The following is a 14,854-nucleotide window of genomic DNA, read 5'->3' as shown; positions in this document are numbered from 1 at the left end:
TTTGCAACGTGCGGCGGGCCTTTGGTTGGAACCAATCGACCAATCTGACGTTGATTTGTCGAAGGGACCGTTCTTTTTCAAGGTGAGGTGTGTGAAATGCTTAAGACGCTTATGAAAACTCTGGTATCGGCATCGTTCTGCCTGGCGACCATTGCCCCGGCAGCGGCTGTGCCGGTGATGTTGCAGAAGCCGGTTGTCCAGATCAGCGGCGAAACCGATGTTGTTCAGGTTCGTCACAAGAGGCGCGGGTTTCACCGGCACAACAATCGTGGCTACTACAACGGCCATCGCGGTCACCGCACGTACCGGCGCGGCTATCGCCGACACAACGGCTACTGGTTCCCGCCGGCAGCCTTTGCGCTTGGCGCAATCATCGGCGGCGCCATGAACAACAACCACGGCAATGTCCGCCCTGGCTACACGAACCCGCAGCATGTGAACTGGTGCCACAACAAATACCGGTCCTATCGCCAGCGCGACAACTCGTTCCAGCCCTATCACGGCCCTCGTCGTGAATGCCGCTCTCCGTTTTATTGAGCGAATGAGCGAAGCTGTCAGGCATTGAATTTGGCCGGCGGTCAGGGATGACCGCCGGCCAAGCCTTGCAGCCCAAGGGCCTGTCGTTTAGGAGATGCGGAACCAAACGTTTCTCCTTTCGCAGGCCCTTTTCCATGTCCGACAAGAAGCAGAAGAAGCCCCAGAGACTCAAAGCCCGTCTGGCACGCGGGTTTCCCGATCGTTCGGCTTCTGATATTCGCGCCACCGATCAGATGATGGCCAGCATCAAACTGGTCTATGAGCGCTTCGGCTTCGAGCCGGTGGAAACGCCTTTCGTCGAATACACCGATGCGCTGGGGAAGTTCCTTCCCGATCAGGATCGGCCCAACGAGGGCGTGTTCTCGTTTCAGGATGATGACGAGCAATGGCTCTCGTTGCGCTACGACCTGACCGCGCCGCTGGCCCGCCATGTGGCGGAAAATTTCAACGATCTTCAACTGCCCTATCGCAGCTATCGCTCAGGTTGGGTGTTCCGCAACGAAAAGCCCGGTCCCGGCCGTTTCCGCCAGTTCATGCAGTTTGACGCCGATATCGTCGGCGCGCCCGGCGTTCAGGCCGATGCCGAAATGTGCATGATGATGGCCGACACCATGGAAGCGCTGGGCATTGAGCGCGGCCAATATGTGATCCGCGTCAACAACCGCAAGGTGCTCGATGGGGTGATGGAAGCTCGGGGCGTTACCAAGTCCCAAAAGCTTACCGTTCTCAGAAGTCTCGATAAATTTGATAAATTCGGGCGTTCAGGAGTTATCGAGCTTCTAACCAGCGGACGCAAAGATGAAAGTGGTGACTTCACGTCTGGTGCTGGTCTCTCACCGGATTCTGCAAACAAACTTGCGCGATTGTTTGAAACACCGGTTTTGCTTAGTGGTTTAGAAGAAAACATTCGAGTAGGGTTTGGGGAGGAGATCGTTTCGTTTTCCCAGACTTGGGCAGAGTATCTAAGTAGTTTCAAAGTCGATGGGAAACCCATTTTCGGTGAAGCTGAAGCAAAAAGTTCAGAGGCTTTTTGGACGCTTCCAATTGTTCTAGCGCTGTCTGATCCAATCGGCGATGCTTCGGCAGGATACGCTGGAATCGGTGAATTATTGGCGATCTACAATATGATAACAGGTGCTGGTTATTCTGAAGACCGCATCAAGATCGACCCCTCCGTCGTCCGCGGCCTCGAATATTACACCGGCCCTGTCTATGAAGCCGAACTGCTGTTCGACGTCACCAACGAGAAGGGCCAGAAGGTGCAGTTCGGTTCCGTTGGCGGCGGCGGGCGGTATGATGGTCTGGTGTCGCGCTTCATGGGACAGCCGGTGCCGGCCACCGGCTTTTCCATCGGCGTGTCGCGGCTGATGACGGCGCTCAAGAATCTCGGCAAGCTGTCGGGCGAGGTGGCCAGCGGCCCGATCCTGATCACCATCATGGACCGCGATCGTATCGGCGATTATGCGAAGATGGCGCAGGAACTGCGCGCCGAACTCAATCCGCTTGACGGAGACGGCCAGCCGCTCGGCCCCCCCGTGCCCGTCGAGCTGTTCCAGGGCAATCCCAAGGATTTCCCCAGGCAGCTGCGCTATGCCGACCGCCGCGGCGCGCCCATCGCCATCATCCAGGGCGGCAACGAGAAGGAAGCCGGCAAGATCATCGTCAAGGACCTGATCGAGGGCAAGCGCATTGCCGCCACCATCACCGACAATGCCGAATGGCGCGAGGCCAAGGCCGGCGAACATCTGGTCGAGGAGGGTGATCTGGTTCTGACCGTCAGGCGCATCCTGGCTGAACAGGCCTCCGATGCAGCCCTCGATGCCGCCAGCGGACAGGTCTGAATTCATCATGCCCCAGTCCGGTCTTCCCGCATTTGCTTCCGATCTCGCCCGCGCGCTTGATGCGCTCGGCGGGATTCGCGTGGATATTCCGGTCATTCAGCCGGCCGAGCCGTTTCTCGACATGGCCGGCGAAGATCTGCGCCGCCGGATATTTCTGACCGAAAGCGAAACCGGTGAAAGCCTCTGTCTGCGGCCGGAATTCACCATTCCGGTGTGCAGCGCCCATATTGCCGAAAATGTCGCCACGCCGCGCCGCTACACGTATCTGGGTCAGGTGTTCCGTCAGCGCCGCGATGGAGCCAGCGAATTCTTTCAGGCGGGCGTCGAGGATCTGGGAGAACCCGATCAGGCCCGTGCCGATGCGAGAGCGCTGTCGGAAGCCCGCGCACTGATCGCCGCATTGGCGCCTTCGGCCAGCCTGTCGATCATCCTTGGAGATCAGTCGGTGTTTGAAGCCGTTGTTGCCGGCCTCGGCCTGCCCTCCGGTTGGCAGAAGCGGCTGATCCACGCCTTTGGCAACGAGCAGGCGCTCACCGCGCTGATCGCGCGTCTCGCCAATCCCGACAGCGCCGGACAACTGGACCCGGAGGTGGCCGGCTTTCTCGCAAAGGGCGATGCTCACGGCCTTGAAGCCCACATCGAAGAGGTGATGCAGGCAACCGGCTATTCCACCCATGCCAGCCGTACGCCTGCAGAGATCGCGTCCCGGCTGATCGACAAGCAGCGGCTCGATGCGATGCGCCTTTCCCCCACATCACTTGCGGCGCTCAAGGCGTTTCTGGCTCTGGATGTGCCGCTTGATCGTGCCGCCGCAGCCCTGGCTGGTTTCGCACAGAATACCGGTCTCGAGATCAGCGCTGCGCATCGGACTTTCGAAGCCCGGCTCAAGGCGCTGGCCGAGCGTGGTGAAGATCTGGCAGCCATTCGCTGGCGTGCAGCCTTTGGCCGCCCGCTCGATTACTACACCGGCCTTGTTTTCGAGATCTCGGCAGGCGAGGGCGGTGCGGTGCTGGCCGGTGGCGGCCGCTACGACAGGCTGATGGCTCTGCTTGGTGCGCGCGAGCCGATCCCGGCCGTGGGCTTCTCCCTGTGGCTTGACCGGATCGACAGCGTGAGGACGCAGCAATGACCTTGACCATCGCGCTGCCGTCCAAGGGGCGAATGAAGGACGATGCCGTTGCCGTCTTTGCCCGTGCCGGCCTCATTGTCTCGGCCATTGGCAACGACCGCAGCTATCGCGGTCGCATCGAAGGCATGGACGGGGTCGAGGTGGCGTTTTTGTCGGCTTCCGAGATCGCCCGCGAGCTTGGCGCAGGCGCTGTTGATTTTGGTGTCACCGGCGAGGATCTGGTGCGCGAGAGCCTGCCCCGTTCCGATGAGCGGGTGGACATCACCGCCCGTCTCGGCTTCGGCCATGCCGATGTCGTCGTTGCCGTGCCCGACATCTGGAAGGATGTCGACAGCATGGCTGACCTCGGCGATGTGGCGGCGGACTTCCGTGCCCGCCACGGCCGCCGGCTGACGATCGCCACAAAATACTGGCGGCTGACGCAGAATTTCTTTTCAACCCGCCATGGCATCCAGCTCTATCGCATTGTCGAAAGCCTGGGCGCCACCGAAGGCGCGCCCGCTTCCGGTGCGGCGGATATCATCGTTGACATCACCTCTACCGGCTCCACACTGACAGCCAACCATCTGCGGGTACTCGCCGATGGCGTGATCCTGAAGTCTGAAGCCTGTCTGGTCCGGGCCCGCAAGGCCGGGCACGAGGCCGACCCGCGGGTGGCAGCGCTGATCGAGGCGGTGCGTTCAGGTCTCTGATCCGGCTTGAACGGTGCGGTGCGCCCGAATCTCGCTCCGCTGAGCGCTTTCCGGACAAATGAGCGCAAGAAAAAACCCGGCGCAGGGTTGGCGCCGGGTTGGACTTGGCAAGCAATCCGCTTTCGCGGGTGCCGAGACTTATGTGCGGCGGGCGTCAACCGAATAGCTGCCCGCGCCGGCTGCAGCCAGAGCCAGGAAACCGCCAGCCATGGCCAGGTTTTTCATCAGGTTCGTCATCTGCGCCTGATCGCCGGGCACATAATGCGCCAGCACACCGGAGGCAACACAGAAGGCGGCGAGCGCCCAGGCCGCGTAGCGGGTCTTGAACCCGATCAGAATGGCAAGGCCGCCGAGCAGTTCGACGGCGATCACCAGCCAGACGCTGATCGAGGGAAGCGGCACGCCCAGACTGGCCATATAGCCGGCGGTGCCCGCTGCCGATGTCAGTTTGCTGAAGCCGGCCGGAATGAAAATCAGGCTCATGAGAATGCGTGCGACGAGAAGTTGAATGCTGTTGGACATGGATGTCTCCTGGTTCTTGATCTGGCGCGACACTTACTTGTATTCCATTGGTTCGGATAGGTGAACGACAATGAACATATTGTTCACCATAACACGCAGCCTCTCTGACGATAGAGGATTGCGAATGAGAAGGTACATGCATTGATTCAAATAGATAGAGCGTGCGTTGCCCAGCCAACTGGATGCGCGGCGCTGTGATCGGCTTTGCCCGGAGCGGCTTTCATTGTGTGGTAAGTGACGACTTATCGGTCAGCTTGAACTGGGGGAAAACGAAAACACCGTTGATTGCTCCGCCGCCGTCGTCTGAAAAACTCGAGGACTCGCCGATGCACATCACCGGTATGTGGCTGCCGTTGCCGTGAACGATGGTGGTCGAAAAGCAGAAGGAGGATGGCCGCATCGCCGCCACTTCATAGAGTTCCAGCACATGGTTGCGATACTCGGCATCGTAACACTTGACCAGATTATGGAGACCGAACTCGCCCTGGTCTGAAAGCTGGTGATACTCGCATGCCAGTGGCCCAAGCTGGAAGACACCGGTGGCAAGGTTGGCTGTCCAGGTTTCAATGCGGCAATAATGAGAGATAACGTCCACATCAGGCGCTACAAAGCCCTGTGGTTGACCGCTGAAACCTGCAATGCTGTTTGCTCTGGTAATTTTGAACAATGTTGACCCCGGCAACGCCCGATGACTTCATCTATATGCAATTTTTCCTTCTGACCAGCACTCACATGTTGCAAGCCGGCAGTTTCTTGGTGTCAGGCGTTCCCTGATCAGCGCAATTGCACGCATGTCCGGAAGTTTCCGCTGATCAGGTCAGTCTATGTCTCCATAACAAATGTCTGCCAGCGCAGGTTTAAACACTATATCAGAAGGCCACCATGCACTGTTTGATCAATTGGAAGCTTATTTTCAGTTAATTTTTGCGATAATGCTAGCGGCGAAATAGCGTAATTGCAATAAAGGCGCAGTTCCGTTTCGCCTTTCTCGTTTGAAACCTCAGATAGCAAAAAGGGCGGTCCGAGGACCGCCCTTGTCTTGTCGACCGCCGTCAAATGTGCCGGCGGTTTGATCTATTGCTTGCTCAGTTGCGGTTTCAGGTCGGTCCCCGACCTGAAACACTTTGCAGCTTTGAAGAAGCTTGATGGTCGGCAGTAACAGGGCTGACGCCCGATTACATCATGCCGCCCATGCCGCCCATTCCGCCCATGTCGGGCATGCCACCGGCGCCGCCTGAATCCTTCTTCGGGATTTCGGCAATCATGGCTTCGGTGGTGATCAGCAGCGAAGCAACCGAAGCTGCATTCTGCAGGGCTGTGCGAACAACCTTGACCGGATCGACGATGCCCATGGCAATCATGTCGCCATATTCGGACATCTGGGCGTTGTAGCCCCAGTTTTCTTCGTCCTTGTCGAGGATCTTGCCAACCACGATCGACGCTTCGTCGCCTGCGTTTTCAGCAATCTGGCGAACCAGCGACTGCAGGGCACGGCGAACGATGTTGATGCCGGCTTCCTGATCCTGATTTTCGCCCTTGGAGGCGATCTTCACGGAAGAACGCAGCAGCGCTGTGCCGCCGCCGGCAACGATGCCTTCCTGAACGGCAGCGCGGGTTGCGTTGAGCGCGTCGTCGACGCGGTCCTTGCGTTCCTTGACTTCCGTTTCGGTCGCACCGCCGACGCGGATGATGGCAACGCCACCAGCCAGCTTGGCAAGGCGTTCCTGCAGCTTTTCCTTGTCGTAGTCAGACGTGGTTTCCTCGATCTGAGCCTTGATCTGTGTGATCCGGCCTTCGATTTCGGTCTTCTTGCCAGCGCCGTCGACGATGGTGGTGGTTTCCTTGGTGATCGACACCTTCTTGGCGCGACCCAGCATTTCCAGCGTCACGTTTTCGAGCTTGATGCCGATGTCTTCGGAAATCACCTGGCCGCCGGTCAGGATGGCGATGTCTTCGAGCATTGCCTTGCGGCGGTCGCCGAAGCCGGGAGCCTTGACGGCAGCAATCTTCAGGCCGCCACGCAGCTTGTTGACCACGAGCGTCGCAAGAGCTTCGCCTTCAACATCTTCGGAGATGATGAGCAGCGGCTTGGACGTCTGCACCACAGCTTCGAGCACAGGCAGCATGGCCTGCAGGTTCGACAGCTTCTTCTCATGGAGAAGGATGTAGACGTCTTCAAGTTCGGCAAGCATCTTGTCGGGGTTGGTCACGAAGTACGGCGACAGGTAGCCGCGGTCGAACTGCATGCCTTCAACGACTTCGAGTTCGTTTTCAGCGGTCTTGGCTTCTTCGACGGTGATGACACCTTCGTTGCCGACCTTCTGCATGGCTTCGGCAATGTCCTTGCCGATCTGCGATTCGCCATTGGCCGAGATCGTGCCGACCTGCTCGACTTCAGCCGAGGTCTTGATCTTGGTGGCCTTCCTCTGCAGGTCGGCGATGACTTCAGTCACGGCCATGTCGATGCCGCGCTTGAGGTCCATCGGGTTCATGCCGGCTGCAACAGCCTTGCCGCCTTCGCGAACAATTGCCTGGGCCAGCACGGTTGCCGTGGTGGTGCCGTCGCCGGCAATGTCGTTGGTCTTGGATGCAACTTCACGCACCATCTGTGCGCCCATGTTCTCGAACTTGTCTTCCAGTTCGATTTCCTTGGCGACGGTGACACCGTCCTTGGTGATGCGCGGAGCGCCGAAGGACTTGTCGATGATGACGTTACGACCCTTGGGTCCCAGCGTTACCTTGACGGCATCAGCCAGAATGTCGACGCCACGGAGCATTTTCTCGCGTGCGTTACGACCGAATTTGATTTCTTTAGCAGCCATTTAACTTAACTCCCGGGCCCGGGGCCCATCGTGTTGAGGCAGATTGGATGTGATTGGGCGGTGAATCGGCTCAGCCGAGGACGCCCATGACGTCGCTTTCCTTCATGATCAGAAGGTCTTCGCCATCAAGCTTGATTTCTGTGCCGGACCATTTGCCGAACAGCACGCGGTCACCAGCCTTGACGTCGAGCGGCACGAGCTTGCCGGAATCGTCACGGTTGCCGCTGCCGACAGCGATGATTTCGCCTTCCTGCGGCTTTTCCTTGGCGGTATCCGGAATGATGATCCCGCCTTTTGTTTTCTCTTCGGACTCGACACGACGAACGACAACGCGGTCGTGGAGTGGACGGAACGTGGTTTTTGCCATTGTCTATATCCTTGGTCGAATGACAGAAGCAGCTGAACACCCCGAATGGGCGTCATGGATAGGCGTTGGCACTCGCCTCTGTCGAGTGCTAACAAGGCGGAGATAAGGGCGCGATTTGGAAGAGTCAAGACATCGGGTGGATTGTATCCCGATGTTGGCGGCACAATCGGCAAAATTCCCGCGGGGTCTTGTATTCGGTGGCAAGCTGCGCGACATCCTTGCCCCGAAGGGAGCCGACATCCATGTCACGCAAGATCACCGACCTTGATCAATTGACCGATCACGCCGACGTTTTGTTGTGCGATGTATGGGGCGTCATCCACAACGGCGTCAACCCATACCTTTTGTCAGTCGAAGCCTTGAAGGCTGCGCGGGCGCGTGGCCAGACCGTCATTCTGATCACCAATTCACCGCGGCCCGCAGACGGAGTCATCCGCCAGTTTGACACCATCGGTGTGGAACGCGAATGCTGGGACGACATCGTCACCTCGGGTGACGTGACCCGGCGTCTTGTGCAGGAGGCGCCGAAGCAGATCTATTTTCTCGGTCCGGAGCGGGACAAGCCGTTGATCGAGGGCCTGGATGTTGATCTGGTCCAGCCGGACGCTGCGGCTGCGGTTGTTTGCTCGGGATTGTTTGATGACGAAACCGAGACTGCGGAAGACTACCGGACCCTGCTCGCCGGGTTCCAGGCGCGTGGTTTGCCGCTGATCTGCGCCAATCCGGATCGTGAAGTTGAGCGTGGCGATCGGCTGGTTCCCTGTGCCGGTGCGCTGGCTGATCTCTACAGTGAGCTCGGGGGAGCAACGCGAATTGCCGGCAAGCCGCATGCGCCCATCTACCGGGAGGCAATGTCACGCGCCCGCGCCATTCGGGGCGAGGTCAGTCTCGATCGGACCCTGGCCATAGGGGATGGCGTCCACACCGACATCCGAGGCGCGCTTGACAATGGTGTCGAGGCCCTGTTCATCGCTCGCGGAGTGCATGCGCGTGAATATATGGATGGCCGCGTTACCAACGAACACCGGCTGGAGAGCTTTCTGACTTCAGCCGGAGTCGCTCCGGCCTATTGGATGGAATGGCTGGCCTGAGTGGCCTGAGGTGGACAATTCTATGGCGCGACGGTTTCATGATGTTTGCGGGTTCGTCAGCGAACTGAAGGGCAATGTCGTGGCGATTGGCAATTTCGATGGCGTGCATCGTGGCCATCAGGCTGTCTTGGCGCACGCAACACAGGCTGCGAAATCAGCGGGCGTTTCGGCTGTGGTTCTGACATTTGAGCCGCATCCACGCACGGTATTTCGTCCTGATCAGCCGGTTTTCCGGCTGACCCCCGCGCCCATGAAGGCCGCCATCCTTGGCCATCTCGGTTTTGATGCGGTGGTCGAGCAGCCGTTTGACAAGGCCTTTTCCGCTCAAAGCGCGGAAGATTTTGTCAAAGGCATCCTGTGTGAACGGCTTGGCGTGCGGCATGTCTTCACCGGCTATGATTTCCATTTTGGCAAGGGACGTGAAGGCAATCCTGATTTTTTGATGAAGGCCGGAGAAAGACATGGTTTCGGCGTAACCCTGATTGATCAATTCCAGGACGAAAATGCCGAAGTCGTCTCGTCCAGCCGCATTCGTGAAGCACTGGCGCGCGGCGATGTTGTCGAGGCCGCTGGCTTGCTTGGCTACAGATACGCGGTCTCGGCGGCGGTTTTGCACGGCAAGAAACTGGGCCGCAAGTTGGGATACCCGACGGCCAACATGGCGCTGCCGCCGGAAACCGAACTGCTGCCGGGAATCTATGCGGTCCGCTATCGCCGCGCCGACGGCACATTGTATGATGGTGTTGCGAGTTTCGGCCGCCGGCCCACGATTGCCGGCGACGGCGCGGCACTGCTGCTTGAAACCTTCCTGTTTGATTTTTCCGGCGACCTTTATGACGAGGTCTGCACCGTCTCTCTTGTCGCGCGACTGCGGGGCGAAGAAAAATTCGATGATCTGGACGCATTGGTGAGGCAGATGAAAATCGACGAGGCCGAGGCGCGCGCCGTGCTTGGTTCACTACAGCCGCTTACACCGCTGGACGCGGCCATGACCTTCGGGCCTGCGGCTTGATTGGCGCGACGCGGCGGCGCATTCTCATCACCGGCGGCAACACCGGGCTTGGGCTGGCGCTGGCAAAAAAGCTGTCAGGCCGGCACCAGATTTTGCTCTCGGGCCGAAAATCCCAGGCAGAGGTGGCCGGGACATTGCCGCCGGGCGCTGGATATGTCGTCGCCGATCACGCTGATCCCGAGCGATCGGTTCAAACCTTGATCGCAGGCATTCGCGATCTTGGCTGGGATCGTCTCGACAATGCGGTGCTCAACGCCGGCACCGGGATGATGGCCCATGACGGCCTCGACACAGTGTCTGCCATCCGAGAAACCCTCGATGTCAACCTGGTGGCGACCATCCTGCAGGCCCAGGCCCTGTTTCCCTTGCTGGCAAAGGCCCGGGGCACGCTGACCCTGATTGGGTCGGTGGCGCACAAGGGCTCGGCCAACGTGCCGGCCTATGCTGCCTCCAAGGCCGGGTTGCACGGATTTGCACGCGCCTTGCGGTCCGAATGGAGCGGCAGGGTTTCGGTGCAGGTGCTTCACCCGGGACCGTCCAAGACCGGGATGCATGCCAAGGCCGGATACGAACCCGGCCGCATCAGGGCGCTGTTTCTCGACGCCGATGATGTGGCGGCAATGATGGCCTCGGCCATTGCCGCGCGGCGTTCACCGGTGACGATTTCCTGGATCCGCTATTTCAACGGCGGGGCTTTCACAGGTCGGAAACTGTGAGCGGCCCGATCAGACGCGCGCTGGTCACCGGCGGCAGCGCCGGTCTCGGAGCGGCGATGGCTGAGCATCTGCTCGGGTGCGGTTATGAGGTTGTCTCGCTTGATCGCAACAGACCTTGTGCCGGCGCAGGGCCGGTTCTCTTCATCCAGTGCGAACTCGGCAGCCGCAGTGAACTTGATCGGGTCATGCCCGAGGTGATCGAGGCCGGTCCCTACGATCTGGTCCTTCTCAATACAGGCATCAACGCCACCGGGGCGTTTGAAACCGTAAGCAGTGAAAGCCATCAGCAAATCCTGCGCGTCAATGCTGAAGCGCCGATGGTGATGGCGTCACGGCTTTTGACCGAGCGCGCGTTCACGCCGTCTGCTGCGCTGGTTTTTGTCTCCTCCCTGTCTTTTTTTACCGGGTATCCGGGGGCTGCGAGCTATGCGGCGTCCAAGGATGCCCTGTCCGCCTATGCCGCGAGCATGCGCAAGACCGCCAAGGCGCGGGGGATCTCGATCACCACCGCATACCCCGGACCAATCCGCACCGACCACGCCGAGCGCCATGCGCCGGCGGGTGCCGACGCGACAAGGCGGATGGATCCTGGCCTCGTCGCCAGGCTGATCATCGCCGATGCGGTAGGTGGCCGGAAGACATCGATCCCGGGCGGTGCCAATCGCGTCTTCGCCCTGATCGGCAGGATCGCCCCCAAACCGGTGACGGCACTGATGCGCCGGGGGATCTATGTTCGGCTGAAATAGGCCAGGCATGGTTTGTCAGTGGCCCGGCGCTCCGGCGAAGCGGGCCGTGTCAGAAAGTGGGGATCGAGCAGATGTGCGTCCACAAAATTGGTCGACGAACCGGCGGAACCGGCAATGTCCGCACTTTGCGCTTCCCTGATATTGCAGAGCTTGATAAAAGCCCTCCATGACCACGGCTGTCACCGTCACTGGCATTTCGCCGATACGAATTATCGTCCCGGTTTCCCGCTGAGCAAGGCTCGCTGGAGACCGGGCATTCTGGCGTGACTGTGCGCCCTCGCTTCTGATTTTCCGACCCACTCTCTGCCCAGGGCCATCGGCCCATAAGATTGCGACACCATGACCGATACCAACGACAAGTTCGACTACTCCAAGACGCTCTATCTGCCTGAAACCGATTTCCCGATGCGCGGTGGCCTGCCGCAGAAGGAGCCGGAACTGGTGGCCCGCTGGCAGAAAATGCGGCTCTACGACAAGCTGCGGTCAACCTCGGCCGGTCGGCCCAAATACGTGCTGCATGATGGCCCCCCTTATGCCAACGGCAATATCCATATCGGCCATGCGCTCAACAAGATCCTGAAAGATGTGATCACCCGCTCGTTCCAGATGCGCGGCTATGATTCCAACTATGTGCCGGGCTGGGATTGCCACGGCCTGCCGATCGAATGGAAAATCGAAGAGGAAAACTACCGCTCCAAGGGCAAGGACAAGCCTGACCTGAAAGATCCGGATGCGATGGTCGAGTTTCGCACCGAATGCCGCAACTGGGCCCAGCACTGGGTCGATGTGCAGTCGGAGGAATTCAAGCGCCTGGGCATCGAAGGCGATTTTGACAACCCCTACAAGACGATGGATTTCAAATCCGAAGCCCGCATCGCCGGTGAATTGCTGAAGATCGCCAGATCCGGCCAGCTTTATCGCGGCTCCAAGCCGATCATGTGGTCGGTGGTTGAGCGCACGGCCCTGGCCGAGGCTGAGGTCGAGTACCAGCCTTATGAGAGTGACACGATCTGGGTGAAGTTTGCCGTTGTCGGTGAGGCGCGCGAGTTGACAGGTGCCTCGGTGGTCATCTGGACCACGACGCCCTGGACCATTCCTGGCAACCGGGCAGTCTCGTTTTCAACCGGTATCGCCTATGGCCTCTATGAGGTCACAGCAGCAGAGAACGATTTTGGTCCGCAAGCCGGCGAGAAACTGATCTTCGCCGATGCTCTGGCGGAAGAGTGTTTCGCCAAGGCCAAGCTCGAATTCAAACGCCTCCTTGACGTCAAGCCGGACGATTTGGCGGCTGTCACTTGCGCCCACCCGCTCAAGGGACTTGGCGGCGGCTATGATTTCGCCGTGCCGTTGATCGCGGGTGATCATGTCACCGATGACGCCGGTACCGGCTTTGTCCACACCGCCCCCGGCCATGGCCGCGAAGACTTTGAAGCCTGGATGGATGCGGCGCGCGAGATCGAAGCGCGCGGCATCTCGTCAACGATCCCGTTCACGGTCGATGATGCCGGGTTCTACACCAAGGACGCCCCCGGGCTCGGACCGGACCGTCAAGGCGGACCGGCACGGGTGATTGACGACAAGGGCAAGAAGGGCGACGCCAACCAGGCCGTGATCACTGCGCTGATCGAGGCAGGCAATCTCTTTGCCCGCGGCCGGCTCAAGCATGATTACCCGCATTCCTGGCGCTCGAAAAAGCCGATCATCTTCCGCAATACGCCGCAGTGGTTTGTCCATATGGACAAGGAATTCGGCGATGGCACGACGCTGCGGTCCCGCGCCCTCAGCGCCATCGAGGACACCCGCTTCGTGCCGGCGTCGGGACGAAACCGGCTGCGCGGCATGATCGAGGACCGGCCCGACTGGGTGCTGTCGCGTCAGCGCGCCTGGGGTGTGCCAATCTGCATCTTTGCCGACGTCGATGGCAATATTCTGGACGACGAGGCGGTCAATACCCGCATTCTCGAAGCCTTCGAGGCGGAAGGCGCCGACGCCTGGTTTGCCAAGGGTGCCCGCGAGCGGTTCCTTGGCGACAAGGCCAGCGATCCGAAATGGCTCCAGGTCACCGACATTCTCGATGTCTGGTTTGATTCGGGCTGCACCCACGCTTTTACGCTGGAGGACCGTCCCGATCTCAAATGGCCTGCCGATGTCTATCTGGAGGGGTCCGACCAGCATCGCGGCTGGTTCCAGTCCTCGCTGCTCGAAAGCTGCGCCACCCGCGGCCGCGCACCTTACGATACGGTCATCACCCATGGTTTCACCATGGCCGAAGATGGTCGCAAAATGTCGAAATCGCTCAACAACCAGGTCTTTCCGCAAGACATCATGAACAAATCGGGCGCCGACATTTTGCGCTTGTGGGTGATGAATACCGATTACTGGGACGATCAGCGTCTCGGCAAGACGGTTATCCAGACCAATATCGATGCCTATCGCAAGCTCCGCAACACCATCCGCTGGATGTTGGGCACGCTGTCCCATGATAGCGGCGAGACAATCGCGCCATCGGAGATGCCCGAACTCGAGAGGCTGATGCTGCACCGGCTTGCCGAGCTCGATGTATTGGTCCGGACCGGCTACGACAATTTCGATTTCAAGCGCATCTCCCGTGCGCTGACCGATTTCGCCAATATCGAACTCTCGGCATTCTATTTCGACGTCCGCAAGGATGCGCTTTATTGTGACGCGCCGTCGAGCCAGCGCCGGAAGGCTTCGCTCCAGGTGATTCGCACCATCTTCGACTGCCTGGTGACCTGGCTCGCGCCGATGCTGCCTTTCACGATGGAAGAGGCGTGGCTGTCGAACAATCCGGAGGCCCAGTCGGTCCACCTTGAACAGTTCCCCGATGTGCCGCAGAGCTGGACTGATCCGGCATTGGCGGCCAAGTGGAAAAAGATCCGCACGGTGCGGCGTGTGGTCACCGGCGCACTGGAAATCGAGCGCCGTGAAAAGCGCATCGGCTCCTCGCTGGAGGCGGCTCCGGTGGTTCACATCACCGATCCGGCGCTGGTCGAGGCGATAGGCGAGAGTGATTTCGCTGAAATCTGCATCACCTCGGGGGTTCGGATCGAAACCAGCGCGGGACCAGACGATGCCTTCCGCATCGATGAGGTCAGTGCCGTATCGGTTGTGACCGCGCTGGCTGAGGGACGAAAATGCGCCCGCTCATGGCGGATCACCGACGATATCGGGTCTGACCCGGCTTTCCCCGAGGTCTCGGCCCGGGATGCCGCTGCCCTGCACGAACTCAAGGCGCTGGGAAGGCTTTGAACACTGACCGGCCCCGCCGTTTCGGGGGGCCGGCGGGCTTTGTAACCGGCTTGCCGACAATTACCTCATGGTCAATTGCCCTTGTGGTGCCAATCCGGTAAAACCCTGC

General features: G+C 59.7%; 13 protein-coding genes. 9 read left to right on the top strand and 4 right to left on the bottom strand.

Going from position 1 to position 14,854, the window contains the following annotated elements:
• The first annotated feature begins 96 nt into the window (after positions 1-96).
• The 4 genes from PZ897_RS01250 to hisG all read left to right on the top strand — a co-directional run bounded on the left by PZ897_RS01250 (position 97) and on the right by hisG (position 4,199).
• Complete coding sequence (locus PZ897_RS01250) at positions 97-537, top strand: BA14K family protein (protein WP_275749123.1); 441 nt, start codon at positions 97-99, stop codon at positions 535-537.
• A 134-nt stretch (positions 538-671) separates the two neighbouring features.
• Positions 672-2,378: a histidine--tRNA ligase gene (gene hisS, locus PZ897_RS01245; RefSeq protein ID WP_275749121.1), complete on the top strand. Its 1,707-nt coding sequence runs from the start codon at positions 672-674 to the stop codon at positions 2,376-2,378.
• Positions 2,379-2,385: 7 nt separating this feature from the next.
• Positions 2,386-3,507 (top strand): ATP phosphoribosyltransferase regulatory subunit, encoded by a 1,122-nt coding sequence (locus tag PZ897_RS01240; RefSeq protein WP_275749120.1) that lies wholly within the window; start codon positions 2,386-2,388, stop codon positions 3,505-3,507.
• Entirely contained in the window at positions 3,504-4,199 is a 696-nt protein-coding gene (hisG, locus tag PZ897_RS01235; RefSeq protein ID WP_275749118.1) for an ATP phosphoribosyltransferase, read from the top strand. Before PZ897_RS01240 ends, hisG begins: the two co-directional genes overlap by 4 nt.
• Positions 4,200-4,337: 138 nt before the next feature.
• Here the strand turns inward: hisG and PZ897_RS01230 are convergent, their stop codons facing one another.
• The 4 genes from PZ897_RS01230 to groES form a co-directional block, all read right to left on the bottom strand.
• The gene (locus PZ897_RS01230) at positions 4,338-4,721 is read right to left on the bottom strand and encodes a DoxX family protein (RefSeq protein ID WP_275749117.1); all 384 of its coding nucleotides are present in this window, start codon (positions 4,719-4,721) and stop codon (positions 4,338-4,340) included.
• 220 nt (positions 4,722-4,941) lie between these two features.
• Positions 4,942-5,388, bottom strand: a complete 447-nt coding sequence (locus PZ897_RS01225; RefSeq protein ID WP_275749116.1) for a hypothetical protein — start codon at positions 5,386-5,388, stop codon at positions 4,942-4,944.
• 508 nt (positions 5,389-5,896) lie between these two features.
• Positions 5,897-7,543 carry a chaperonin GroEL gene (gene groL, locus PZ897_RS01220; protein ID WP_275749114.1) on the bottom strand — a complete coding sequence of 549 codons (1,647 nt, stop codon included), beginning with the start codon at positions 7,541-7,543 and terminating at the stop codon, positions 5,897-5,899.
• 70 nt (positions 7,544-7,613) lie between these two features.
• Positions 7,614-7,910: a co-chaperone GroES gene (groES, locus tag PZ897_RS01215; RefSeq protein WP_267611853.1), complete on the bottom strand. Its 297-nt coding sequence runs from the start codon at positions 7,908-7,910 to the stop codon at positions 7,614-7,616.
• A gap of 242 nt (positions 7,911-8,152) precedes the next feature.
• Here groES and PZ897_RS01210 point away from each other — a divergent pair, with 242 nt between their 5' ends.
• From PZ897_RS01210 to ileS, 5 genes are all read left to right on the top strand, one after another.
• Entirely contained in the window at positions 8,153-9,001 is an 849-nt protein-coding gene (locus PZ897_RS01210; RefSeq protein WP_275749111.1) for a TIGR01459 family HAD-type hydrolase, read from the top strand.
• A 22-nt stretch (positions 9,002-9,023) separates the two neighbouring features.
• Positions 9,024-10,013, top strand: a complete 990-nt coding sequence (locus tag PZ897_RS01205) for a bifunctional riboflavin kinase/FAD synthetase (RefSeq protein ID WP_275749109.1) — start codon at positions 9,024-9,026, stop codon at positions 10,011-10,013.
• On the top strand, positions 10,010-10,729 hold the full coding sequence (locus tag PZ897_RS01200; protein WP_275749107.1) for an SDR family oxidoreductase: 720 nt from the start codon (positions 10,010-10,012) through the stop codon (positions 10,727-10,729). Before PZ897_RS01205 ends, PZ897_RS01200 begins: the two co-directional genes overlap by 4 nt.
• Positions 10,726-11,475, top strand: a complete 750-nt coding sequence (locus tag PZ897_RS01195; protein ID WP_275749106.1) for an SDR family NAD(P)-dependent oxidoreductase — start codon at positions 10,726-10,728, stop codon at positions 11,473-11,475. The genes PZ897_RS01200 and PZ897_RS01195 overlap by 4 nt, the downstream gene beginning before the upstream one ends.
• A 339-nt stretch (positions 11,476-11,814) precedes the next feature.
• Positions 11,815-14,745, top strand: a complete 2,931-nt coding sequence (gene ileS / locus PZ897_RS01190) for an isoleucine--tRNA ligase (RefSeq protein WP_275749104.1) — start codon at positions 11,815-11,817, stop codon at positions 14,743-14,745.
• The last annotated feature ends 109 nt before the right edge of the window (positions 14,746-14,854 follow it).

The organism is Hoeflea sp. YIM 152468 (assembly GCF_029210485.1).
GTDB lineage: Bacteria > Pseudomonadota > Alphaproteobacteria > Rhizobiales > Rhizobiaceae > Hoeflea.
The sequence above is the reverse complement of the archived record's forward strand: the minus strand, read 5'-3'. Positions and strand labels throughout refer to the sequence as shown.